Source organism: Aquabacterium sp. J223, from assembly GCF_024666615.1.
Classification (GTDB): domain Bacteria; phylum Pseudomonadota; class Gammaproteobacteria; order Burkholderiales; family Burkholderiaceae_C; genus J223.
Window position 1 is genome coordinate 3,769,205 of record NZ_CP088297.1, and the last position, 24,056, is coordinate 3,793,260.

Below are 24,056 nucleotides of genomic sequence, written 5' to 3' on the forward strand. Positions count from 1 at the left end.
GATGCGCATTGCAGCATGGGCTCGGTGGTCGCGCTGCTGGAGGGGGCTGCGCCGGCACAGCCCGGGCCTGGCGGCGCTGCGCTTCCTGCACCAGCTGGTCCCGCTGGAGTACCTGTCGCTGGTCGAGTACCCCGGTGACGGCGGCCCCCCGCGGCAGCTCGAGGGCCTTGCGGTCACCCCGCAGCGGCAGGCCGTGACGGTGCGCTGCTTCTCGCGCTACCAGGCCCGATTCCACCACCATGACCACGCCACCTCGCTGGCCGGCGAGCTGGTCCGCCTCGACCCCGAGGCGCCGCAGATCGAGGTGCTGCACTACCGGCTGCCCGACATCCCCCCACCCGCAGTGGCGCGAGACCATCTTCGAGCGCGAGCGGCTGGCCGGGCGCATGAGCATCCTCTTCGCCGGCCACGCGCACAACGCCTACGCCTTCAACGTCTACCGCGACGCGGGTGCCGGCGCCTTCGACGGCGACGAGCTGCAGCGCTTCGTCGCCGCGGCGCCGCTGCTGCGCGCGGCACTGCTGCCGCAGCTGGACTGGCTGCACCCGGCGGCCACCGGCCAGCGCGTGGAGCAGGCCGAGGGCCGACTGGCCGAGCGCGCACCGGCGCTGTCGCCGCGCGAGCGCGAGGTCGCCGCCCGCATCGCCTGCGGCATGAGCAACGACGGCATCGCCGCCGACCTGGGCGTGGCGCCGGCCACGGTGCTCACCCTGCGCAAGCGCGCGTACGCCAAGGTCGGCCTGCACAGCCGGCTGCAGCTGCTGTGGCTGCTGCGCTGAGCTGACGCCCCGCCGACCGCCGGGGCGGGTTGGCGCGTGCCATCCGCATGGCACAGACAGCGACGCCGGCGCTTCCTACAGTGGGCCACCTCCGCCCGACGGGGGGCTCACCGAGGAGACGCATGAACCGCCGCTCGTTCCACCGCGCCCTGGCCCTGGCCGGCCTGTCGCCCCTGGCCGCCTTCGGGCAGCCGGCCTTCCCCTCGCGGCCCGTCCGCCTGATCGTGCCCTACCCCGCCGGCGGCTCGACCGACTTCGGCGCCCGACTGCTCGCCGAGCGGCTGGCCCGCGTCCTCGGCCAGCCGGTGTCGGTGGACAACCGCACCGGCGCCTCCGGCGCGCTCGGCGTGTCCGAGGTGGCAAAGGCGGCGCCCGACGGCCACACGCTGGGGCTGACGCTGGGCGACTCGCTGATCAACAACGTGGCGCTGTTCAAGACGCTGCCCTACAACCCGCAGCGCGACCTCACCTTCCTGACGCAGACGGTGCTCAGCCCGGCCATCGTCTGCGCCAACACCGACCTGCCGGTGAAGAACCTGGCCGACCTGCGGCGCTACGCCGCCGACCACCGCGGGCAGATGAGCTACGGCTCCTGGGGCGTGGGCGGGCTGGGGCACATCGCCGGCGAGGCGCTGAACCAGCGGCTGGACGCGCGCATGGTGCACGTGCCGCACCGCGGCGAGGGCCCGGTGATGAACGACCTCCTGTCGAAGACGCTGAGCATCGGCTTCACCTCCGCCGGGCTGGCGCGCCAACATGTCCAGGCCGGCAAGGTGACGCCGCTGGCCATCATGGGCCGCGAGCGGTCCAAGTCGCTGCCGCAGGTGCCGACGGCGCGCGAGCAGGGCTTCGACGACCCGATCTTCGACGCGGCGGTCTGGGTGGGCCTCATCGCGCCGGCCGGCCTGCCCGCGCCCATCGCGCAGCGCTGGACCACCGAGGTGCGGACCATCATGGCGCAGCCGGAGGTGGGCGCGCTGCTCAACGAGCGCGGGCTGGAGGTGCTCAACACCACGCCCGAGCAGTTCATCGCCCACTACCGCGGCGAGTTCGACACCATCACCCGCAAGATCCGCGACATCGGCATCGAGCAGCAGTGATCGCCCGGGCCCCTTCCCGGGCCTAGAGGATCCGCCCGAAGCGCCACAGCGAGAGCCCGGCCGCCGCCAACACGCCCAGCGCGGCCGCGGCGGCGAACAGCCCCGTCAGCTCGGTCTCGCGGCGCTGCGCCACCAGGCGCTGACCCAGCGTGCGGTAGACGCGGTCCAGCCGCACCTGGTTCTCGGCATGGAAGTACTCGCCGCCGGTGAGCCGGGCCATCTGCTGCAGGGTCGGCTCGTCCAGCGACACCTTCACCTCCAGCCCGCCGTCGAGCGTGACGACGGCACCGCTGCGGGTGCCGAAGCCGACGGTGTAGATGCGCACGCCCTTCTTCGCCGCCCAGCGCGCCATGCGCACCGGGTTCGGTCCGATGGTGTTCTCGCCGTCGGTCAGCAGCACGATGGCCACGCTGTCGTCCAGCACCGCCGGCGGCTCCGCCGAAACCGGCGCCGGCCGCGGTGCACCTGCCGCCCGCGGCAGGTCGTCGTCGGTGCGGATGGACTCCAGCGCCAGCGTCACCTCGTCCTTGGGGTAGAGCGTGGCCAGCGCCAGCGCCAGCCCGCTGCCGATGGCCGTGCCACGCTGCAGCTTGAGCCGGGCGATGGCCTCCTGCACCGCGCTGCGGGTGGGCGTCGGCGCCTGCACCAGGTGCGCCACCTCGCCGTAGGCCACCACGCCGACGCGGGTGGCCCGCGGCAGGCCGGCGACGAAAGCCTGCGCCGCCGCCTGCGAGGCTTCCATGCGGGTGGGCAGGATGTCCTTGGCGCGCATGCTGCCCGACACGTCCATCACCAGCAGCACCGTCTGCTCGGGCATCAGCAGCGTGAGCCGTGCGGTCGGCCGCGCCGCGGCCACCACGGCCAGCACCAGCGCCAGCCCCCACAGGCCGGCCGCGAGCCAGCGCACCCGGCTGCGGTCCGCGATGGCGACGAAGCCCGGGTGGAGGCCCAGGCCGCGTCGTCGCCGCCAGCGCGCCAGCCCCCAGGGCAGGGCGAGCACCGGCAGCAGCAGCGCCAGCCACAGCAGGGAGGGCCAGAGAAAGTGCACGGTGAAGCTCCCCGACACGCGGTGGGATGGTCGGGTGCAGCAGTTGGCGCGCCCGCGCACCGACGTCATATGGACCAACGCATTCCGCGCTTCGTGCGGTGCGCCGCAGGCACTACGGTGACGCCCTTCTCCACTGACGGTGCCGCAGGCCATGGGCGCTTCCGACCATTCTTCCCTCTTCACGCCCGGCGGCGCCAGTGACGCTGGGGAACGCCACCAGGCCGACGTGCTGGTGATCGGCGGCGGCCCGGCGGGCACCTGGGCCGCGGTGGCGGCGGCCGCCCGCGGCGCCCGGGTGGTGCTGGCCGACAAGGGCTACTGCGGCAGTTCGGGCGCCACGGCGCCGTCCGGCACCGGGCTGTGGACGGTGCCGCCCGACGCGCAGGCGCGCCACGAGGCCAAGGCCAGCCGCTATGCGATGGGCGGCCAGCTCGCCGAGCCGGCGTGGATGGACCGGGTGCTCGACCAGACCTGGGCCCATGTGCAGAGCTGGCCGACTGGGGTTACCCCTTCCCCGTGGGCGAGGACGGCGCGCCGCGCCGCACCTCGCTGCAGGGACCGGACTACATGCGGCTGATGCGCAAGCGGGTGAAGGAAAGCGGCGGCCGCATCCTCGACCACCACCCGGCGCTGGAACTGCTGGTCGATGCCGAGGGCCGCGTGGCGGGCGCCGGCGGCTGGAACCGGCTCACCGGCCAGCCGTGGACGGTGCACGCCGGCGCGGTGGTCATCGCCACCGGCGGCTGCGCCTTCCTCAGCCGGGCGCTGGGCTGCAACGTGCTGACCGGCGACGGCCTGCTGATGGCCGCCGAAGTGGGGGCCGAGCTGTCGGGCATGGAGTTCTCCAACTCCTACGGCCTGGGGCCGGCCTTCGGCTCGGTGACCAAGTCGCTGTTCTACAACTGGGCCACCTTCTACGACGAGGACGGTCGTGTCATCGAAGGCGCCGGCTCGTCGCGCGGCCGCAGCCTGATCGCCAGCGCCCTGCAGACGCAGAAGGTGTACGCCCGCCTGGACAAGGCCGACGCGCAGGTGCGCACCTGGATGCGCACGGCGCAGCCCAACTTCTTCCTGCCCTTCGACCGCGCCGGCGTCGACCCCTTCGCCGACCGCTTCCCGGTCACGCTGCGGCTGGAGGGCACGGTGCGCGGCACCGGCGGCCTGCGGCTGGTCGGCGAGGACTGCGCCACCAGCGTGCCGGGCCTCTACGCCGGCGGCGACGCCGCCACCCGCGAGCTGATCTGCGGCGCCTTCACCGGCGGCGGCAGCCACAACGCGGCCTGGGCGCTGTCGTCCGGCTTCTGGGCCGGCGCCGGCGCGGCGGACTTCGCGCGACAGCTGGGGTCCACCGCGGGCCGGCCGCTGCTGCGCGCCGGCGGCGTCGCGCTGCAGGGCCATGGCCCCGTCGCCCAGGACCCCGCGGCGCTGGTGCGGGCGGTGCAGGCCGAGGTCTTCCCCTATGACCGCAACTGGTTCCGGGACGGTGATGGGCTGCGCGACTCGCTGCAGCGGCTGGATGCGCTGTGGCGGCAGTGGCGCCAGGCCGCGCCGGCCGCGGCCGACCAGGCGGTGAAGGCGCGCGAGGCGGCCTCGATGCTGGCCACCGCCCGCTGGATGTACCGCAGCGCGCTGGCCCGCAACGAGACCCGCGGCATGCACCGCCGCACCGACCACCCCGCGCTCGACCCGGCGCAGCGGCACCGCCTCATCGCCCGCGGGCTGGACGAGGTGCAGGTGCGGCCGGAGGCGGTGACCAGCACGCTGGCCCATCCTTCGGACCTCGGCGTCGGCACGACGCGGCAGGAGGTGGCCGCGTGATCGAACTCGTCAGCGCCGACCGCTGCACCGCCTGCAACATCTGCGTGCGCGCCTGCCCGACCCAGGTCTTCGACGCGGTGCCCGGCGGCATTCCCGTCATCGCGCGGCAGGACGACTGCCAGACCTGCTTCATGTGCGAGCTGTACTGCCCGGAGGACGCGCTCTTCGTCGCGCCGCAGGCCGACGCCGCCGAGGCGGTCGACGAGGCCACGCTGCGCCAGCGCGGCCTGCTCGGCAGCTACCGCGCGGCCATCGGCTGGGGCCGCGGCCGCCAGCCCACCGCCGCGTTGGACCACAGCCATTACCTGCTCGAGAGGGCCCGATGAGCCACACGACCTCCGCCTCCCGTCGACGACTGCTCGTCGCCTGCGCCGCCACGCTGGCCCTGCCCGGCGCCGTCCGTGCCCAGTCCGATGGCAACACCCTGCGCTGGGGCTACATCGGCAGCGGCAGGTCGCCGGCGCTGCCCAGCGGCTGGGCACTGGCCCACGGCCAGCTGCCGCGCGAGCTGCAGGCGCTCGGCATCACGACCATCCGCACGCATGCCTTCCCCAACGGGCCGGACCTCAACGAGGCGCTGCTGGCCGGCGCGCTGGACGTCGGCATCTACGGCGACACCCCCGCCGTGGTGGCGCGCTCGCGCAGCCCGTCGTCGGTGCTGATCGGCATCGAGACCTCGGGCATGAACGCGTGGCTGCTGACGCCGCGCGACGGCGTGAAGGCGGTGGCCGAGCTGCGCGGCCGGAAGGTCGGCGTGGCGGTGGGTTCGTACATGCACCGCTACCTGCTCGGCACGCTCAAGCAGGCCGGCGTGCTGGGCCAGGTCAGCGTGGTCTACCTGCTCGGCAAGGACGCCGAGCCGGCGCTAGAGCGCGGTGACCTGGCCGGCTACGCGGCGCAGATCGAGCTGGGGCCGCTGCTGGCGTCCAAGGGTTACCCGGTGATCGACGAGGCGGCCAAGCACCCGACGCTGCGCGGCTCGTCGGTGATCGTGGCCACCGACAAGGCGCTGGACCGCTGGCCGGCCCTGCCCGCGGCCTGGCACCGGGCGCGCGGCGCGGCGCTGCAGGCCATCCGCCGCGACCCGGCCGCCTATCACGCCTTCCACGCCCGCACCACCGGCTTCCCGCTGGCGGCGGTGCAGGCGTCCTACCCGCTGGAGCAGTTCCCCGACCAGCCCTTCCCCGCCACCGGCCTGCAGCTGCTGGCCCACACCAAGGCCTTCCTGCTGGAGCAGAAGCTGGTGCGGCAGGACTTCGACCTGACGCAGTGGCGGGGCGCGGACCGGACGTTGGCGAAGGGGTAACCGTCGGCCTCAGCCTCAGCCCGACCCGAGACGGGTCGGGCCTTCGCCAGGCGTCAGACCGTCCGCAGGGACGGTCCGACGTCCTGGCTCAGTGCCAGCCCTTGTCGATGTCCTCGGTGCGCTCGGCGAGCTTGGCGCTGGCGCCGGCCGGCCAGTCCTGGCCGACGCTCTGCAGGCCGGCGGCGGCTTCGCGCGAGGCGATGGCGGGTGATGTTTCGGCGGTTTCCATCACCACGTCGTCGTTCGACCAGGCGTCGGCCGATTGCCGTTCGCGCCACTTCGCGATCGGGCCGTCGCGGCCGCTGAGGCCGCGGGCGACCAGCGCCGCGCCGAGGCCGCGCGACAGCAGCCAGCCGAGGGTCGAATGCGAGCGCCGCGTCAGCAGCAGCGCACCGGCCGCGATGGCGAACAGGTGCTCGCCCGGCAGGCTCTCGCGTTGGTCGTCGAACTCGCGCAGGCGCGCGAGCAGGCCTTGGTCTGAATCCATGGAGCGTCTCCGGCGGTGCCCCGCGGGCGCGGGGCTGACCGCCGCGCGGCAAGGCCGGTGCCCGCCGGCCCGCCCCCGGCACGTCGGGCGGTCAGCCGCGCCGGCGACGGGCCAGGCCGCCGGTGACGAGCAGGCCGGCCGCCAGCAGCGCCCAGGTCTGCGGCTCGGGAATCGCCGCGCCGATGAACACCGGGCTGCCGTCGACGTCGTAGCGGGCGCGGCCGACGATGTGGATGGACAGCGTCTCGACGGCCGACGCCGCCACGGCCTGCTCGCCGAACACGTCGAGGCCGAGCAGGTGCTCGGTGGGCACGCCGGTCCAGGCGAAGGTCAGCGGGCCGATGGCCAGCGCAGGGCCGCCGAGCAGGCCGGTCAGGGTGATCGTCAGCGACGAGCCCGGCCCCTGCAGCTTGACCGACCCGTCGAGGCCGAGGTGGGTCATCACCTCGGTGACGCCGGGGCTCCAGGTGGGGCTGGAGGTCATCGTCCAGGTCTGCGTCTGGTCGAAGGCGTCGGTGTCGCCGTAGAAGTGGATCGGCGACAGGTGGTTCTCGAAATGGTCGAGCCCGGCCACCGCGGAGCCGCCGCCGATGGCGTTGTCGGCGGTGCTGCCCACCGAGCAGTGGACGACGGTGGCGAAGGTGCCGTCGAACACCGATGTGCCGCACGGCGCCACCAGCACGCCGGCGGCCTGCGACGGCGAGGCGACGGACAGGGCGGCCAGCAGGCCGAAGGCGGCGCTGCGGGCGGCGCAGGCGAGGACGTGAAGGCGCATGACGACTCCTGGGGAGGGGTGGCTGGACGTGACGCGCCGATGCTCGACCCATCCCCGGCGCTCCGATAGGGGGCGGGCGCCGCGCCCCCCATGAACACCAGCCCGGGACAATGCGCGGTCGGCCCTGTGGCCGGGCCCAACGGCGCCATGCGTGAACTGCATCAAGCGCGGGGCCGCCCCGCGCTTCAGATCGGCGTGCGGCGGCCGATGCCGCCGCATGACTCGCAGTTGGGGTGGGGCCGCGGCGGCCCGGAAGGTGGTCCGCGGTTGGGCCCGCGGCCTGGGACGTTGGGCCGCCCTGGGCGTCGCGACCGGCATCGTGCTGGTCGCCTGTGGCGGCGGCGGTGGCGCCGGCGAGGCCGGCCCGGCGCCGCTGGCCGCCACCAGCGTCGCGCTCGGCGCGTCGCAGTTCACCAACCCCATCGTGCCCGCGCTGGCGCCCAGCGGCTCGGCCGACCCGTCGGTGGTCTGGCACGACGGGCACTACCACTACTGCCGGGTGCTGCCCGACGGCCGCATCGTCATCGCCCGCGCGACGCGGCTGCAGGACATCGGCCTTGCGCCGGCGACCACCGTGTGGACGCCGCCGGCGGGCACCGACCACAGCCAGGAGGTGTGGGCGCCGGAGCTGCAGTTCGTGCAGGGCCGCTGGGTCATCTACTTCGCCGCCAGCGACGGCCAGAACGCCCACCACCGCATGCACGTGCTGGCGGCCGACGGCACCGACCCGCTGGGCGCCTGGTCGTACCGCGGCCGGCTCGCCCCGCCGGACGCCGCGGACGACCAGTGGGCCATCGACGGCCTGGCGCTGGAACACGACGGCCGGCTGTACTTCGTCTGGTCGGGCTGGCGCGGCGCCGGCGACGGCTTCCCGCAGGTGCTCTACATCGCGCCGATGAGCGACCCGTGGACGATCAGCGGCCCGCGGCGCGAGATCGCCGCGCCCGACCGGCCGTGGGAGCAGCGCGGCGCGCCGTTGCTGGAGGGGCCGGCGCTGGTGCGGCGCGACGGCCGCCTGCACCTCGTCTACTCGGCCAGCGGCAGCTGGACCGACGACTACACGCTGGGGCTGCTGACCTTCTCCGGCGGCGACATCCTCGACGCCGCGAACTGGCGCAAGCACGGCGAGCCGGTGTTCACCCAGCGCAGCGGCGCCTGGGGGCCGGGGCACCCGGCCATCGTGCCGTCGCCCGACGGCCGCGAGGACTGGCTGGTCTACCACGCCATCGACCGCAGCGCCGGCGGCTGGGCCCAGCGCAGCGTGCGCGCGCAGCCCTTCGGTTGGACCGCCGACGGCCGGCCCGACTTCGGCCAGCCGGTGCTGCCCGGGCTGGCGCTGGCACAGCCGTCGGGGACGGCCGCCCTGCCCTGACCCGAAGTCGTGTCAGCCGGCCGCCGGCGGCGCCACCGCCGCGTCGGTCTGGCCATGCCGGGCCAGCGCCTCGGCGACCGCGCCACCGGCCTTGGCCTGCTCGATGAAGGCGGTCAGCCAGGCCAGCGCCGCGGGGGCGGCCGCGCGGCACGCCCATGGCCTGTTCGATGGCGGCGAAGCGGCCGGGGATGACGCGCAGGCCGGGGTGCTCGGCGGCGAAGCGCAGCAGCGGCTGGCGCACCCCGGCGGCGGCGTCCAGGCCATCGTCGAGGAAGCGCTGCAGCGCCTCGGGCGAGGTGGCGGTGTGGACCAGCGTGGCCTGCTTCAGCGTGCGCGCCAGCACCAGTTCGTAGGCGGCGCCCTTGGCGGCGGCGATGCGCACGCCCGCGCGGTCGAACTCGTCGATGCGCTGCTGGGGCGCGCCGTCGCGCACCAGGTAGCTGCCCTCGATGACCACGTAGGGCGGCGTGAACGCCACCTGCTCGGCACGCTTGGGGTCGACGGCGAGGAAGGCGATGTCCCAGACATCGGCGCCGGCGCAGTCGGCCACCTGCGCGGCGCCGTCGAACTCGACGAAGGACAGCGGCAGGCCGAGCCGGCGCGCCACCTCGGTGGCCAGGTCCACCGACACGCCCTGCGGCGGCCCGCCATCCGGCCCGCGCCGGGCCAGCACCGGGTTGCCGAGGTTGATGGCCGCGCGCAGCACGCCGGTGGGCGCGATCTCTTTCAGCAGGTCGGGGTTGGGCGTCATCGGGAGTCGCCTTTCAGGGGGTCGCCGGGCCGCTGGCCGCGCCGCGCGGCGCCTGCCCCAGCGCGTGGCGCCGCGGCAGGTCGCGCACCCACTCGGCCGGGATGGCGAAGTTGAGGTTCTGCGCATCGCCCACCACCGAGCCGATGGTGGTCAGGCCGATCAGCCGGCCCTGGTCGTCGAAGAGACCACCGCCGCTGGAGCCGCCGCTGATGGCCGCGGAGGTCTGCAGCAGCACGGTCTGCTGGCGGTCGTTGCGGCGGATGGAGGACAGCAGGCCGGCGCTCATCGTCAGGTCCAGGCCCTTCGGGTTGCCGATGGCATAGACCGGCTGGCCGACCTGCAGCTGAGCGCTGTCGACCAGTTCGACCGCCGGCGCCGCGAGGCCGGGCACCTGCAGCCGGCACACGTCGCGCGGCGGGTCCCACTGCACCAGCCGCGCCGGCAGCGGCCGGCCGCCCTCGCGCCGCACCGTCACCCGGCGCGCCTTGGCCAGCACATGGCAGTTGGTGACCAGCGCCTCGGTCTCGACCACCACGCCGCTGCCCAGGCCCAGCGGCAGGTTGTCGGCGTCGTAGGTCTGCACCCGCCACACGCTGGGCGCCGCCTTGGCGTAGAGCTCGGTGGGCGACAGCGGCTGCGTCGAGGCGGTGCCCACCCCCACTGACCACAGCATCCCGGCCACCCAGGCGGCATGGCGGCGCGCCATCACCGGCCGCCCTCGATCAGGCCCTTCAGGTCGTCGGCGGTGGCGTTGGGCCGCAGCACCGCGTCGTCGCCCGCCGCGCCGGCCTGCGCCAGCTGGGCCAGTGGCGACTGCGCCAGCGGCAGGCAGCGGGCGCCGGTGCCCAGCGGGTTGCGGCGGCGGGCGCCGGCGTCGGGGCGGATGCGTTCGGGGTCGGTCATGTCCAGCACGCCGGCGACGCAGCCCTGCGCGGTCTCGCTGCCGCTCAGCAGGTAGGTGCGGCCGGCCTGGGGGGTGAAGGTCCAGCGCACCGGGCAGGCGCCCTGGCCCGGCTTGACCAGCACGAACTCCAGCGTGGTCAGCCGGCCGGCGGCGAGCAGCGTGCTGTCCGGGTGCTTGCCGGCGCTGCCGGAGCCGATGGTGCGCACGCCGGTGCACTGCTCGGGGTCGTCGTAGACGGTGACGGCATAGACCCGGCCGGCCGGCAGCGTGCCGCGCATGACCAGCCGCGCGGTGGGCCCGGTGGCGGGGGCCGAGTAGGCGGGCAGCGACGGGGTGGCCGGTGGTGCGGTCGGGGGTGCGGCGCAGCCGCCCAGCAGCCCGGCCGCGCCGGCCAGCCAGGCAAGGTGGGCGGGCGGCGCACCGCCGGACGGCCGGTTGCTGCGCTGCCCACCCATCGTCGCCGTCGTGCTCCCGTCTGACCTCACGACCGCAGTGTAGGACCCGGGGCGGCACGCCGATCCGCCGCCGCGATCAGCCGTAGGTGAGCGCCCCGGCCTTGCCCCAGAACACCCGGTAGGAAAACACGGTGTAGGCGGCGATCGCCGGCACGGTGATGGCGGTGCCCACCGCGATGACGGCCAGCGACTCGGTCGCGCTGGCGGCCTGCCACAGCGTCAGCCGGTCCATCACCACGAAGGGGTAGAGGCTGTAGGCCAGGCCGATGGCGCCGAGCAGGAACACCGCCACCACGCCGGCGAAGGGCAGCGCGCACCAGCGGCCCAGCACCTGCGGGCGGCCGAGCACCCAGCGCACCGCCAGCAGCGCGCCGACGGTGGCCAGCGGGATGGGCAGCAGCGCGATCAGCGCCGGCATGGCGAACCAGCGCTCGCGCACCGTCTCGCTGACCAGCGGCGTCGCCAGCGAGATCAGGCCCATGCCGAGCACCAGCGGCCACCAGGCCAGCTTGGCCCAGTCCACCGCGCGGCGCTGCAGGTCGCCCTCGGTCTTGAGGATCAGCCAGCAGGCGCCGAGCAGCACGTACGCCGCCGGCAGGCACAGCGCGATGGCGGCGGCGAAGCAGGTGAAGCCCCAGCCGCTCTCGAAGCCGGTGATGTAGCGGCCGAGCATCCAGCCCTGGGCCAGCGCGGCCAGCGCCGAACCGGCGGCGAAGGCACGGTTCCACAGCGGCTTGTGGCGGTCGCGCGCCTTGACGCGGAAGTCGAAGGCGACGCCGCGCAGCACCAGCCCGAGCAGCATCAGCGCCACCGGCAGGTACAGCGCCTGCAGCACGACGCCGTGCGCCTTAGGAAAGGCCACCAGCAGGATGCCCACGCCCAGCACCAGCCAGGTCTCGTTGGCGTCCCAGAAGGGGCCGATGGAGGCCACCATCACGTCCTTGTCGGCGTCGTCGGCGCGCGGCAGCAGCAGGCCGACGCCGAGGTCGAAGCCGTCGAGCACCACGTAGACCAGCATGGACAGGCCCATCAGGGCCATGAAGACCACGGGAAGCGCATAGGACCAGGTCATCTCAGCGGCCCTCCGGCGCCGGCTTCAGCGGCCGCTTGGCGTCGGCGCCGTCCTCGGCGACCGCGGCCACCGCCTCGGCGGAGTGGACCGGCTGCGACTTCGCCTCGGCGGTGTGTTCGGCCAGGTACTTGAGCACGGTGACGTAGGCCACGATGAGCGCCAGGTACAGCGTGACGTAGCCGGCCAGCGTGAGCGCGATGTGCGGCGCCGGTGTGGTGGTGACGACGTCGGCGGTGCGCAGCAGGCCGTGGACGATGAAGGGCTGGCGGCCGATCTCGGTGACGTACCAGCCGGCCAGCGTGGCCACCCAGCCGGAGAAGGTCATGCCGGCCAGGCCCCACAGCAGCGGCCGCGGCAGGCGGTCGGGCCGCCATTGCGCGCGGCGGTACAGCCACCAGCCGCCCCAGCTGACGGCCAGCATCAGCAGGCCGGTGCCCACCATCACGCGGAAGCCCCAGAACAGCGGCGCCACCGGCGGGTGCACGCCCTCGAACTCGTCGAGGCCGCGGATCTCGGCGTCCAGCGAATGGCCGAGGATGAGGCTGGCCGCCTTGGGGATGCCGAGGGCGAAGCGGTTCTCGCGTGCCGCCTCGTCCGGCCAGCCGAAGAGCAGCAGCGGCGCGCCGCGTTCGGTCTTCCAGATGCCCTCCATCGCGGCGATCTTCTGCGGCTGGTGCTCCAGCGTGTTGAGCCCGTGCAAGTCGCCGACGAAGATCTGCACCGGGATGACCAGCGCGGCCACGGTGAGGCCGGTGCGCAGCACCCGGCCGGTGGCGGCGTCGGCGGTGCCTTTGAGCAGCTGCCAGGCGCACAGCCCGCACAGCAGGAAGGACGCCGTGAGGAACGACGCCAGCAGCATGTGCGTGAAGCGGTAGGGGAAGGACGGGTTGAAGATCACCGCCCACCACGACCGCACGAAGAACTCGCCATTGAGGACCTCGTGCCCGGCCGGGGTCTGCATCCAGGAGTTGAGCGCGAGGATCCAGAAGGCGCTCATCGTGGTGCCGAAGGCGACCAGGAAGGTGGCCAGGAAGTGCACCCGCTCCGACACCCGGCCGCTGCCGAACAGCATCACGCCGAGGAAGGTGGCCTCGAGGAAGAAGGCGGTCAGCACCTCGTAGCCCAGCAGCGGCCCGGCCACGTTGCCCACCTTCTCCATGAAGCCGGGCCAGTTGGTGCCGAACTGGAAGCTCATGGTGATGCCGCTGACCACGCCGAGCGCGAAGCTGAGCGCGAACACCTTGGTCCAGAAGCGCCACGCCGCCAGCCAGGCCTCGTCGCGGGTGCGCAGCCAGCGCCAGCGGAAGAAGAGCAGCAGCCAGCCCAGCGCGATGGTGATGGTCGGGAACAGGATGTGGAAGCTGATGTTGGCCGCGAACTGCAGGCGCGACAGGATGAGCGGGTCCATGGCGGTTCCTCGCGTTCAGGCGTTCAGGCGGTCTTGCCCTTGCCGGCGAAGCTGAGCAGCTTCTGCACCTTGCTGCCCATCTTCATCAGCTGCGCCAGCGTCTTCGCGTCCAGGCGCTGGACGTCGTCGAACCAGGTGGTCATCAGCTCGATCAGGTCGTGCATGCCCTTCATGCGCTCCTGGGCGAAGCGGTCCTCGTCGGTGGTCGGCGCGTCGAGCAGCGCGTTGCGCAGCATCGACAGTGTCGGCTCGATCTCGCGCCGGCGGCGTTCTTCGGCCAAGGTGCGGAAGACCTCCCAGGCATCGCCCGGGGCCTCGAAGTACTCGCGCCGGTCGCCCGGCAGGTGCTTCAGGCGGACCAGCCGCCAGGCCTGAAGTTCCTTCAGGCCCATGCTGACGTTCGAGCGCGAGAACTCCAGCGACTCGGCGATCTCGTCGGCGTTCAACGGCCGCGGCGAGACGAAGATCAGCGCGTAGATCTGCCCCACCGTGCGGTTGATGCCCCAGCGGCTGCCCATCTCGCCGAAGTGGGAGACGAAGCTGTGGACGAGGGGCGAGAGGGCGGGCATGGCACAGGCGTCGGCACGTCGTTTCGACGCGCCGCGATCCTATGCTGATTTCAGAAATTCCTGAAACTTCAGGCCCGTCCGGCGACAGGCCGGGAGGGTTTCAGGGCGCGGCGGGACCGTCCAGCGGCGGCAGGCCCAACGCGGCGCCGAGGCCGCCGCCCAGCGACAGCAGCCGCAGGCGCGACAGCAGCACCCGCTGGTCGTTCTCGGCCTGTCGCTGCTCGGCCGCGAAGCGCTGGTCGCGCAGGTCCATCAGCTGCAGCAGGCTGCGGCGGCCGGCCTCGTACTGCAGTTCGCTGGCGTTGACGACCACCGCCAGGCTGTCGACCTGGCGCTGCAGCAGCGGCACCGCCTCCTCCGCCTGCGCCAGCCGCAGCCGCACGCCGCCGGCCTCGACCTGCACCGCCAGCGCCACGCGCTCGGCCTCGGCGGCTGCGGCCGCGGCCCGGTGCAGCGCCTCGTCGCGGCGTGCACCGGCCTCGCCGCCCAGCGGCACCTCGTAGGTCAGGCCGACGGACCAGCTGCCCTGCGTGGTGGTGGTCGGCAGCGGCCGCGTGTTCTCCGACAGCCGCCGGCGCAGGTCGAGGTCCAGCTTCGGCAGGTAGTCGGCCGCCACCGGCCCCGGGCGCCTGCGCGCCGCCTCGGCCCGCAGGGCGGCGGCCCGGTGCGCCGGGCCCGCCTGCGGCGCCTGCTCGGCCAGGCGGGCCGCCTCGTCGGCGGACAGCCGTGGGGCGTCGAACCGCGCCGGGGTGATCCGCGCGCCGGCCGGCTCGCCGAGCAGCAGCGCCAGCTTCAGCCGGGCGGCGGCCAGGTCGGCGAGCAGCGTGTCGTGCGCCACGCGGGCGTTGACCAGGCCGGAGGCGGCCAGTTGCAGGTCGGCCTCCGACCCCCTGCCCGCCTGCGCCTGGCGCACCACCAGCCCGCTGAGCCGCTGCACCTCGTCGAGCCGCTGGCTGGAGCGCTGCAGCACGCGCTGCAGGCGCAGCACGTCGGCCGCGGCTTCGGCCAGGCGCTCCACCGCCTCGTCGCGGGCGCGCTGCGCCTCCACGCGCGCGGCGTCGCGCTCCAGCGCGGTGGCCTCGATCAGGCTCTTGTCGGCCAGGCCGTTGAACAGGTTCCAGCGCAGGGTGGCCTCGCTGCGCTCGCGGCGTCGGTCCACCGGCTGGCCAAGGTCCACGTCGCTCGACTGGCCGCGGGTGACGGTCACGCCGGCACGGGGGTACAGCCGCGAACGCGCCTGCACCCACTGGGCTTCGGCCGCTTCGGCCTGTTCGCGCGCGGCACGCCACTGCGAATCGCGGGCCAGGCCGCGCGACACCAGCTCCGGCCAGGGCAGGCCGTCGGCCGCGGACACGGGCTGTGCCGACGTCACGCCGGTCGCACCGCCCCACAACGCCAGGCTCAACGCCAGGCAGCGCACGGCGCTCGGTCGAAGGCGGCGCATCAGCGTTCCTGCAGCGCGGCGTCCAGCGTCTTCAACACCGGCTTGAGCAGGTACTGCAGCACGCTGCGCTTGGCGGTGAGGATGCTGGCGTCCACCGGCATGCCGGGCTGCAGCGCCAGGCGCTGGCCGTGGTGTTCGAGCTGCGCGCGTTCGGTGCGCAGCTGCACCTCGTAGTAGGGCTGCTTGTTCTCGTCCAGCAGCGTGTCCGCGCCCACCCGTTCGACCACCGCGGGCAGCTTGCCGTAGACCGCGTCGTCGAAGGGCAGCACGCGCAGCACCGCCTTCTGGCCGGCGTGCAGGAAGCCGATGTCCGCCGGCTTGACGCGCGCGGTGACGCTCATGCCGCCGTCGTCCGGCACGATCTCCAGGATGGGGGCGCCGGGGGCGGCGACGCCGTTGCGGGTGGGGATGAGGACGCGGTTGACGATGCCGTCCATCGGCGAGACGAGCTCGCGGCGCTCCAGCCGCTCCTCGCGACCCTTGAGGGTCTGGCCCATCACCGCCGCGCGCGACTCCAGCTCGGCGCGCTGCGTGCTCCACTGCGCCCGGTAGCGCGCCAGCGTGGCGCCCGCCTGGGCACGGGCCTCGGCCAGCGCGGCGTTCAGCCGCGGCACCGCCTGGCGCAGCGTGTCCAGCTCGCCGCGCTGGGAGACCAGCCGCTGCTGCGCGGTCAGGTAGTCGGCACGGCTGCCCGCGCCTTCGCGGAACAGCCGGTCCTCGATGGCGTGGCTTTCCTCGGTGACGCGCAGCGACTGCTGCAGCGCGTCGATGCGCGTGCGCGTCTCGGCCAGCTCGGCCTCCTGCCGGTGCACCGCCTCCTGCGCCGCCTGCTGGGCGCGCAGCGCCTCCTCGCGGGCCTCCTGCCACAGCCGCCGTTCCTCGCGCACCAGCTCGGGCGCCTCCCGTTCCAGGGCGGGGTCGAAGCGTGGCGGCGCGCCGGCCAGCAGCGCGTCGGCGCGGGTGCGGGCCGCGGACAGGCCGAGCAGCGTGAGCCGGCTCTCGCCGCGCTCGGCGTCGTACTGCGCGCGGTCCAGCCGCACCAGCGGCTGGCCCCGGCGCACCGCCTGGCCCGGCTGCACCAGCAGCTCGCGCACGATGCCACCCTCCAGGCTCTGCAGCTCCTGCACCCGGCTGGGGGCGACCACGGCGCCGCGCGCCTGCACCGACACGTCCAGCTGCGCCCAGGCCATCCACCCCACGCCGACGGCGAGGAAGGCGGCCAGCACGCCGGTCAGCCACAGCGCCGCCCGGCGCGGACCGGCATCGAGGTCGGCCTGCAGCACGCCGGCCGGCGACGCGAGCGCGTTCATGCGGCCACCTCTTCCGGCATGCGGCCGGGGGCCGGCACCGGCGCGGCGGCCGGCGTCTGCGCCAGGGCGCGCAGCACCTCGTCGCGTGGACCGTCGAAGAGCACGCGGCCACGGTCCATCACCACCAGGCGGTCGACCAGCGGCAGCATCGCCATGCGGTGGGTGACCAGCAGCACGGTGGTGTCCTGCAGCCCGCGCAGGCGCTGGATCAGCTTCTGCTCGGAGGCCGGATCCATCATGCTGCTCGGCTCGTCCAACAGCAGCACCGGCGGGCGCGTGAGCAGCGCGCGGGCGATGGCCACCTGCTGGCGCTGACCGCCGGACAGCCGCTCGCCGCGTTCGCCCACCGGCGTGGCCAGGCCCTTGGGCAGCTGGGTCAGGGTCTCGTCCAGGCCGGCGCAGCGGATCGCCTCCAGCAGCGCGGCGTCGGGCCCCTGCCCGCCGGGCGCGCTGCGGCCGAGCTCGATGTTCTCGCGCAGGCTGCCATGGAACAGCGTCACGTCCTGCGGCACGTAGCCCAGTTGCCGGCGCAGGCTGAGCGCGTCGAGCTGGGTGCTGGCGACCCCGTCGACCAGCACGGTGCCGGTCTGCGGCGCGTACAGGTTGAGCAACAGCTTGAGCAGCGTGCTCTTGCCCGACCCGAGGCGGCCGATGAAGCCGACCTTCTCGCCCGGGCGGATGCGCAGGTTCAGCCCGTCGAGCAGCGGCGACGCGTCGGGATAGGCGAAGCTCACGTCGCGGAATTCGATGCGGCCCTGCAGCGGCGGTGCCTGCAGGCTGGCCTGCTGGTCGTCGGTGGGCGCGCGCATGACCTGGTCGATGGCGCCGAAGGCCAGCCGCGTCTGCTGCCAGCGCACCAGCAGGCCGGCGATCTGCGCCACCGGCGACAGCGCACGGCTGGAGAGCATGGTCACCGCGATGAGCTGGCCCATGGTCAGCTGCTGGTGGCCGATCAGCACCGCACCCAGCACCACCAGCGCGATGTTGGTCAGCGCCACCAGCGTCGCCGAGACATGGCCGGCGGTGGCGGCGAACTCGCGCGTGGCGACGCCATCCTGCGCGATGGCCAGCGTCAGCCGCTCCCACTTGCGGCGGCTGTAGGCCTCGGCGCCCAGCGCCTTCACGGTGTCGAGTCCGTTCATCGTCTCGAACAGGTGGGCAGTCCGCTGGGCGTTGGCCTGCGCCGACGTGGCGACGTGGCGGGCCAGCGGCCCGCGCACCGCCAGGCTGACGCCCAGCAGCAGCGGGATGGCCACCAGCGGCACGACCACCAGCCAGCCGCCCACCAGGCCGACGAGCACCAGGAAGAGCAGCACGAACGGCAGGTCGCCGAGCAGCGCCAGCGTGCCGGTGGCGAAGAACTCGCGCACCGCCTCGAAGTCGCGCACCACGTTGGCCAGCACGCCGCCGCTGGCCGGCCGCTGCGCGGCCCGCAGCTTCAGGCAGTGCGAGAAGATGGCCGACGACAGCGCGATGTCCATGCGCTTGGCGGCCGACTCGACCAGGTGGCCGCGCAGTGTCTTGGTGGCCAGCTCGAACAGCACCAGCACCAGCGCCGCGGCGCCCAGCACCCACAGGCTGTCCAGCGCGTTGTTCGGCACCACCCGGTCGTACACCGCCATCGAGAAGAACGGCAGCAGCGCACCGAAGACGTTCAGCGCCAGCGTGCCCAGCAGCGCCCAGTGGAAGATCCAGCGGTTGCGGCCGAACACGTCCCAGAACCAGCGCCGCGGCTGGGGCAACGTGTAGAGCAGGCTGCGTTCGTCGAAGAACAGGGCAGGGCGCACGGCCGACCAGTGCGCATCGGGCAGGGCCGCCTGCAGTTCGGCCACGTTCATCCATCGTGCGCCCTGCACGCCGGGCAGGTGGCATTCGAAGCGGTCCCCGTCGCGTTGCAGCACCACCAGCGCACGGCCGTGGCCGTCGTGCAGCAGCGCGGGCAGCATCGCCGGCGCGACCTTCCGCGGCGCCACGCCCAGCGGCGTGGCCGAGAGGCCGGCGCGGGCCAGCACCTCGGGCAGCGTGTCGACCGGCAGCCGGCCATCGGCGGCGGTCGGCAGCCCGGCCGCGAGCGCCTGGGCTTCGCTGGGCTGGCCGAGGAACCGCGCCAGGAACAGCACGGCCGCCAGCAGCGCATCGGGCGGCGGCACGGCGTCGTCGGGGCTGGGATTCAGGCCGGCGGGGCAGGCAGCGGAACTCAAGCAGGGTCTCCATCCAGCCCAGGGGCCGGGCCGGGGCAGGATGCCAGCCGGGCCCGGCGCGAAGGCAGCGAAAAGTGCCGGAAAGCGACGCCAGAAACGACGCAGCCCCCTGCTCGCAGGGGGCTGCTCCAGCGGCCGCCGGCCGGCCGCATCGGGCCCGGAATCAGGCCTGGCGGCGACGGCGGGCGAGGTAGCCCATGATGCCCAGGCCGCCTGCCATGAGGGCGTAGGTGGACGGCTCGGGGATGGGCGCGGCGACGGCGGAGATCAGGTCCTGCGAACCGCGGGCGTCCCACATCGTCAGCTGGTAGCTGTCGCTGGCGGCGCCGGTGCCGGCCAGCATGCTGGTGGCCAGCGTGGTGGCGGTGCCGAAGTCGGCCGTCGACAGGTTGAAGTCGTAGCCGGTGAGGTTGAAGTTGCCGGCGAACAGGTCCTTGGTGTTGGCGCTGTCTTCCAGCAGTTCCCACAACGCCAGCTGGAAGGCCGCCGCGCTGTTGGCACTGGTGAGGGCGCTGCCGTAGAACCCGTTGAACAGGTTGACCACCGCGGCGCTGGTGTAGGCGCTCGCGGTGTAGGTCTCGCCGGCGCCGAAGGCGGCCGCGCTCACCGGCACCAGCCGCTCCAGGCAGAAGGCGACGAAGCTGCCGTTGGTGGTGAGGTTGCTCACCTGCCACGGCTGGGTGGTGACGGTGTCGAAGCTGCCGAGGTTGAGGAAGGCGCCGCTGAAGGCATCGGCGGCACCGCCGCCGGTGTAGTTGCTGACCTTCAGCGTGTCGGCATGCGCCGCCGAGCAGGCCAGCGCGGCGGCCAGGGCCAGGGTCTTGAGGATGTGCAGTTTCATGACGGGTCTTTCGACGGGAGGAGGGAGTGAGGGTCAGCCGACGGCGACTTGCGCGGCCTGCTGCTGTTGCTGCATGAGTCCGGCGAGCTGGCGCAGGGCCTCGGCCTCGCTGCCACCGCCATCGCACACCGCGGCGCTGTTGGCGCTGGCCGTCCCGAACACCTGGTCCAGCAGCGTGTTGGTGCTGCCGAGCAGGTCACCCAGCGCCGGCGCGGCGGCCGCGTCCTCCGCGGACAGGTTGAAGTACACGTCGACCATGGCCAGGCTGCTGCCGTCGGCCCGGGTGGCGGTGCTGGTCTCGCCCAGCACGTTGCCCAGTTGGTCGATGGCCTGGTCCAGGTAGTCGACCGTCAGGCTGGCGATGCCGGCTTCGCCCAGCGTGCGCAGCTCGCCCGCATCGGTCTGGTGGTCGCCGTCCAGGTCCTGCCACACCCGCAGCTCGCCGAAGCGCGCGTCCTGGGCGTCGACGACGCCGTCGCCGTTGCTGTCGAAGCTGGCCAGCTTGGCGAAGCCGTCGCCCTTCTTGCCGCCGAACAGCTCGTGGATGTCGTCGATGCGGCCGTTGGCATTGCCGTCCACCGCGAGGAAGGCGTCACCGGCGGAGATCCAGCCCGACTGCACGGCCTTGCCGGTGCCCAGCAGGTCGAAGCTGCCCTTGCTGTCGATGAGCGCGGTGGTCTGGATGCCGTTGCCGTCCAGGTCCAGCACGATCGGGCTGTACAGCGAGTAGGTGGAGGTGTCGCCGATGCTGACCTTCTTGGTCGGCTCGCAGATGTCCACCGAGGCGTTGCTGCTGTTGCTCAGCTTGAGGGTGAACGACTCCCAGGCGGCTTCCTTGTAGGCGGTGCTGCCGTTGGGGAAGACGTCGCGGTCGACGTAGACCGCTTCCTTCCAGGCCTCCACCGAGAAGAGGGCCGAGCTGGTCTTGCCGGCCTGCACCGTGACCCAGAAGCCGCCGGCGCTGCCGATGAGGTTGCCCGCGGTGTCGTAGATCGCGTAGTCGGCGCTCATGTCCGACGGGCCGGTGGCCTTCTGGTGCTTGAGGCCGGTGGCAGGGTCGTAGTACTCGCCCCAGAAGGCCTTGTTGCCCTCGGCCGACTCGGTGTAGTAGCCGCCCGCGGTGATCTTCTGGTTGCCGGCCCAGGCGTTGGTGCGGTCGGCGGTGCCGTCGATGGCGCTGACCCAGATCCTGGTGTCGTAGGCCACCGCCTTGGACAGCTCGATCTTGAAGCTGGCCTTGGTGCCCTCGTACATCGAATCGCAGCCGACGATGGAGGCGCAGGCCTTCTCCACCAGGCCGGCGTCGACGGTGAGGTTCACCTCGCCGGCGGCCAGGGTGATGACGTCGGTCTTGCCGTTGCTGCCGGCGTCCGAGTCCTTGCTGTCGTAGGCGCCCTGGTCCTTGCGCGTGAACTCGTGGCCGGCGATGGTGCCGAAGGTCACGGTGTACTTGCCGGCCGCGAGGTTGTCGAAGCGATAGCGGCCGTAGGCGTCGGTGGTGTCGACGGCGGTGATGTCGTCGGCGGTGCCGAAGGTGCCGTCCTTGCCGGCGCCGGTCAGCGTCACCTTGACGCCGCACACGCCGTCCTCGCCCGAGTCCTGGATGCCGTCGCCGTCGCAGTCGAGCCAGACGCGGTCGCCGATGCTGCCCTTGGGCGCCTTGACCAGGCCGGCGTCCACGGTGAGGTCCACCTCGCCGGCGGCCAGGTCGATGACATGGCTCTTGCCGGTGGTGGTGTCGGCGTCGGAGTCCTTGCTGTCGTAGGCGCCCTGGTCCCTGCGCGTGAAGTCGTAGCCGTCCACCGTGCCGAAGGTGACCTGGTACTTGCCGGCGGACAGGTTGTCGAAGCGGTAGCGGCCGTAGGCGTCGGTGGTGTCGACGGCGGTGGTGTCGTCGGCGGTGCCGAAGGTGCCGTCCTTGCCGGCGCCGGTCAGCGTCACCTTGACGCCGCACACGCCGTCCTCGCCCGAGTCCTGGATGCCGTCGCCGTCGCAGTCGAGCCAGACGCGGTCGCCGATGCTGCCCTTGGGCGCCTTGACCAGGCCGGCGTCGACCGTCAGGTTGGTTTCGCCGGCGGCCAGGGTGACGACCTGGCTGACGCCCGTGGTGGTGTCCGCGTCCGAGTCCCTGGCGTCGTCGGCCCCCTGGTCGCGCTTGGCGAAGTCGTAGCCGTCGACCGTGCCGAAGGTGACCTGGTATTTGCCGGCGGCCAGGTTGGCGAACAGGTAGTTGCCGTTCGAATTCGTCGTCGTGCTGGCGAGGACGTCGTCAGCGGTGTTGAACAGACCGTCGTTGCCTGCGCCGCGCAGGATGACCTTCACCCCGGCCACGCCGTCTTCGCCGGCGTCCTGGATGCCGTCGTTGTCGCAGTCGACCCAGACGCGGTCGCCCAGCTTGGCGGTCTTGACCTGCACCAGGCCGGCGTCCAGCGTCGGGTTGTGCTCGCCCGGGGCGAGGGTGACGATCTGGCTCTTGCCGCTGACCGTGTCGGCGTCGGAGTCGGCGGCGTCGTCGCCCACGTCCTTCTTGGTGAACTGGTAACCCGTCGGCAGGTCGCTGAACTGCACCTGGTACTGGGTGCCGGCGATCAGGCCGTCGAACTTGTACAGGCCGTTGGCATCGGTGGTCGCCACGGTGGCGGTGTCGTCGGCCGTGCCGATGACACCGTCGAGGCCGCCGCCGATGAGCGTCACCTTGACGCCGGCCGCGCCGGCCTCGCCGTCGTCCTGCACGCCGTCGCGGTCGGCGTCGAACCACACCCGGTCGCCCAGGCTGGCGAGCTTGGTCACCAGGCCGGCGTCCAGCGTCGGGTTGTGCTCGCCCGGCGCCAGCGTGACGATCTGGCTCTTGCCGGTGACCGCATCGGCGTCGGAGTCCGCAGCATCGTCGCCCACGTCCTTCGAGGTGAACTGGTAGCCAGCGGGCAGGTCGCTGAACTGCACCTGGTACTGCGTGCCGGCGATCAGGCCGTCGAACTTGTACAGGCCGTTGGCATCGGTGGTCGCCACGGTGGCGGTGTCGTCGGCCGTGCCGATGACACCGTCGAGGCCGCCGCCGATCAGCGTCGCCTTGACGCCGGCCGCGCCGGCCTCGCCGTCGTCCTGCACGCCGTCGCGGTCGGCGTCGAACCACACCCGGTCGCCCAGGCTGGCCGGCTTGGTCACCAGGCCGGCGTCCAGCGTCGGGTTGTGCTCGCCCGGGGTCAGCGTGACGATCTGGCTCTTGCCGGTGACGGTGTCGGCGTCGGAGTCGGCGGCGTCGTCGCCGACGTCACGGCTGGTGAAGGTGTGGTCGGCCGGCAGGTCGCTGAACTGCACCTGGTACTGCGTGCCGGGCGTCAGGTGATCGAAACGGTAGTTGCCCAGACCGTCGGTCACCGTGCTGACCTCGGTGTCGTCGGCCGTGCCGATCACGCCATCGACGCCGCCGCCGATCAACGTGACCTTGACGCCGGCGGCGCCGGCCTCGCCGTCGTCCTGCACACCGTCGCGGTCGGTGTCGAACCACACCCGGTCGCCCAGGCTCGCGAAGGGGATGCGGAAGGTCAGGTAGTTGGCGCTGGCATCGGTGTCGGACGCGTTGCAGCCGGCGGTGCCGCCATCGTCCTGCACCTTGAACCCGAACTGCACCTCGCCCGCGCTGTCGGTGGGCGGCACGTACTTGAGCAGGCCGTCGCGGATGGCCTGCACCGGGATCTGGTCGCCGGCCTGAACGGCGACGCCGTCCAGCAGCAGCGAGCCCGCGCCCGGCAGGCTGGTGACCAGCACCGACTTGAAGGCGTTCGCACCGCCAGGGCCGGCGGCATCGTGCGCATCGGAGAAGCCGAAGTCCGCTTCGTTCAGGACGATGCCCGCCGCGGTCACCGTGCCGAGGTCCTTGTCGGCGCCGTCGGGTGCGTCGTTGACCGAGTCGACGACCACCTGCAGCCGGATCTGCACCGAGTTCGGCGCGCTGTCGACGGTCAGCGTGAGGGTGTTGAACTGGCCGAACCAGTCGGGGCGGGCGGCGGCGTTGACCGAGAAGGTGTCGCTGTCCACCAGGCTCACCATCTGGGTCGGCACGGGCTTCAGCGTCCCGCCGTCGTCGGCCAGCATGGCGGTGATCTTCACGGCGCCAGTCGGCGGGTAGCCGAGTTGGGTCAGCAGATCGGCGATGTCAAACGATTTGCTGGTGTCCTCGCACAAGTGCACCACGCCATTGAGAACTGGGACCGCCATGTCTCCCCCGTAACGATTTGTAGGGGTCGCATGCTAGGGATGGCGTATTGCGGTAACAACCCGTGAGCAAGGGGTGCGGTGGCACGCCGCAAGGGGCTTCCTGCGAAAGCCCCGGCGGTTCGAGGCGGCCTCCCGGGGCAGCGGCACATCATTGCGGGAAATAACGCCCAAACGGGCTCGTTCCCCGCAAATGGGTGG

General features: G+C 73.1%; 18 protein-coding genes and 2 pseudogenes. 6 read left to right on the forward strand and 14 right to left on the reverse strand.

Going from position 1 to position 24,056, the window contains the following annotated elements:
• The first annotated feature begins 239 nt into the window (after window positions 1–239).
• Together LRS07_RS22095 and LRS07_RS17840 are read left to right on the forward strand one after the other, a co-directional pair.
• Window positions 240–779 (forward strand): helix-turn-helix transcriptional regulator, encoded by a 540-nt coding sequence (locus tag LRS07_RS22095; protein WP_312028319.1) that lies wholly within the window; start codon window positions 240–242, stop codon window positions 777–779.
• Window positions 780–901: 122 nt separating this feature from the next.
• The gene (locus tag LRS07_RS17840; RefSeq protein ID WP_260499284.1) at window positions 902–1,879 is read left to right on the forward strand and encodes a Bug family tripartite tricarboxylate transporter substrate binding protein; all 978 of its coding nucleotides are present in this window, start codon (window positions 902–904) and stop codon (window positions 1,877–1,879) included.
• Between the two features lie 22 nt (window positions 1,880–1,901).
• Here the strand turns inward: LRS07_RS17840 and LRS07_RS17845 are convergent, their stop codons facing one another.
• Window positions 1,902–2,927 (reverse strand): vWA domain-containing protein, encoded by a 1,026-nt coding sequence (locus LRS07_RS17845; protein WP_260499285.1) that lies wholly within the window; start codon window positions 2,925–2,927, stop codon window positions 1,902–1,904.
• 151 nt (window positions 2,928–3,078) lie between these two features.
• Here LRS07_RS17845 and LRS07_RS17850 point away from each other — a divergent pair.
• From LRS07_RS17850 to LRS07_RS17860, 3 genes and pseudogenes are all read left to right on the forward strand, one after another.
• Window positions 3,079–4,745, forward strand: a pseudogene (locus tag LRS07_RS17850) (FAD-dependent oxidoreductase).
• Entirely contained in the window at window positions 4,742–5,071 is a 330-nt protein-coding gene (locus LRS07_RS17855; RefSeq protein ID WP_260499286.1) for a 4Fe-4S dicluster domain-containing protein, read from the forward strand. Before LRS07_RS17850 ends, LRS07_RS17855 begins: the two are co-directional and overlap by 4 nt.
• Window positions 5,068–6,051, forward strand: coding sequence for an ABC transporter substrate-binding protein (locus LRS07_RS17860; RefSeq protein WP_260499287.1), 984 nt, complete (start codon window positions 5,068–5,070; stop codon window positions 6,049–6,051). The genes LRS07_RS17855 and LRS07_RS17860 overlap by 4 nt, the downstream gene beginning before the upstream one ends.
• Window positions 6,052–6,139: 88 nt before the next feature.
• Here the strand turns inward: LRS07_RS17860 and LRS07_RS17865 are convergent, their stop codons facing one another.
• Window positions 6,140–6,538 (reverse strand): hypothetical protein, encoded by a 399-nt coding sequence (locus tag LRS07_RS17865; RefSeq protein ID WP_260499288.1) that lies wholly within the window; start codon window positions 6,536–6,538, stop codon window positions 6,140–6,142.
• A gap of 91 nt (window positions 6,539–6,629) precedes the next feature.
• Window positions 6,630–7,313 (reverse strand): PEP-CTERM sorting domain-containing protein, encoded by a 684-nt coding sequence (locus tag LRS07_RS17870; RefSeq protein ID WP_260499289.1) that lies wholly within the window; start codon window positions 7,311–7,313, stop codon window positions 6,630–6,632.
• Window positions 7,314–7,632: 319 nt separating this feature from the next.
• On the opposite strand from LRS07_RS17870, the gene LRS07_RS17875 reads away from it, so the two are divergent.
• On the forward strand, window positions 7,633–8,685 hold the full coding sequence (locus LRS07_RS17875) for a glycoside hydrolase family 43 protein (RefSeq protein ID WP_260499290.1): 1,053 nt from the start codon (window positions 7,633–7,635) through the stop codon (window positions 8,683–8,685).
• Between the two features lie 12 nt (window positions 8,686–8,697).
• Here the strand turns inward: LRS07_RS17875 and LRS07_RS17880 are convergent.
• The 11 genes and pseudogenes from LRS07_RS17880 to LRS07_RS17930 all read right to left on the reverse strand — a co-directional run bounded on the left by LRS07_RS17880 (window position 8,698) and on the right by LRS07_RS17930 (window position 23,858).
• Window positions 8,698–9,436 (reverse strand): annotated as a pseudogene (locus LRS07_RS17880) (transporter substrate-binding domain-containing protein).
• Between the two features lie 13 nt (window positions 9,437–9,449).
• Window positions 9,450–10,142 carry a S1C family serine protease gene (locus LRS07_RS17885; protein ID WP_260499291.1) on the reverse strand — a complete coding sequence of 231 codons (693 nt, stop codon included), beginning with the start codon at window positions 10,140–10,142 and terminating at the stop codon, window positions 9,450–9,452.
• Complete coding sequence (locus LRS07_RS17890) at window positions 10,142–10,825, reverse strand: cupin domain-containing protein (RefSeq protein WP_260502207.1); 684 nt, start codon at window positions 10,823–10,825, stop codon at window positions 10,142–10,144. The genes LRS07_RS17885 and LRS07_RS17890 overlap by 1 nt, the downstream gene beginning before the upstream one ends.
• Before the next feature lie 46 nt (window positions 10,826–10,871).
• Window positions 10,872–11,867, reverse strand: coding sequence for a cytochrome d ubiquinol oxidase subunit II (locus LRS07_RS17895; RefSeq protein ID WP_260499292.1), 996 nt, complete (start codon window positions 11,865–11,867; stop codon window positions 10,872–10,874).
• A gap of 1 nt (window position 11,868) precedes the next feature.
• Window positions 11,869–13,275: a cytochrome ubiquinol oxidase subunit I gene (locus LRS07_RS17900; RefSeq protein WP_260499293.1), complete on the reverse strand. Its 1,407-nt coding sequence runs from the start codon at window positions 13,273–13,275 to the stop codon at window positions 11,869–11,871.
• 23 nt (window positions 13,276–13,298) lie between these two features.
• On the reverse strand, window positions 13,299–13,844 hold the full coding sequence (locus LRS07_RS17905; RefSeq protein ID WP_260499294.1) for a GbsR/MarR family transcriptional regulator: 546 nt from the start codon (window positions 13,842–13,844) through the stop codon (window positions 13,299–13,301).
• Between the two features lie 100 nt (window positions 13,845–13,944).
• On the reverse strand, window positions 13,945–15,288 hold the full coding sequence (locus LRS07_RS17910) for a TolC family protein (protein ID WP_260499295.1): 1,344 nt from the start codon (window positions 15,286–15,288) through the stop codon (window positions 13,945–13,947).
• Entirely contained in the window at window positions 15,288–16,598 is a 1,311-nt protein-coding gene (locus tag LRS07_RS17915; RefSeq protein ID WP_260499296.1) for an HlyD family type I secretion periplasmic adaptor subunit, read from the reverse strand. Before LRS07_RS17915 ends, LRS07_RS17910 begins: the two co-directional genes overlap by 1 nt.
• The gene (locus LRS07_RS17920; RefSeq protein WP_260499297.1) at window positions 16,595–18,799 is read right to left on the reverse strand and encodes a type I secretion system permease/ATPase; all 2,205 of its coding nucleotides are present in this window, start codon (window positions 18,797–18,799) and stop codon (window positions 16,595–16,597) included. Before LRS07_RS17920 ends, LRS07_RS17915 begins: the two co-directional genes overlap by 4 nt.
• 163 nt (window positions 18,800–18,962) lie before the next feature.
• Window positions 18,963–19,640 carry a PEP-CTERM sorting domain-containing protein gene (locus LRS07_RS17925; RefSeq protein WP_260499298.1) on the reverse strand — a complete coding sequence of 226 codons (678 nt, stop codon included), beginning with the start codon at window positions 19,638–19,640 and terminating at the stop codon, window positions 18,963–18,965.
• Window positions 19,641–19,673: 33 nt separating this feature from the next.
• Window positions 19,674–23,858 carry an SdrD B-like domain-containing protein gene (locus tag LRS07_RS17930; RefSeq protein ID WP_260499299.1) on the reverse strand — a complete coding sequence of 1,395 codons (4,185 nt, stop codon included), beginning with the start codon at window positions 23,856–23,858 and terminating at the stop codon, window positions 19,674–19,676.
• Window positions 23,859–24,056 lie beyond the last annotated feature (198 nt).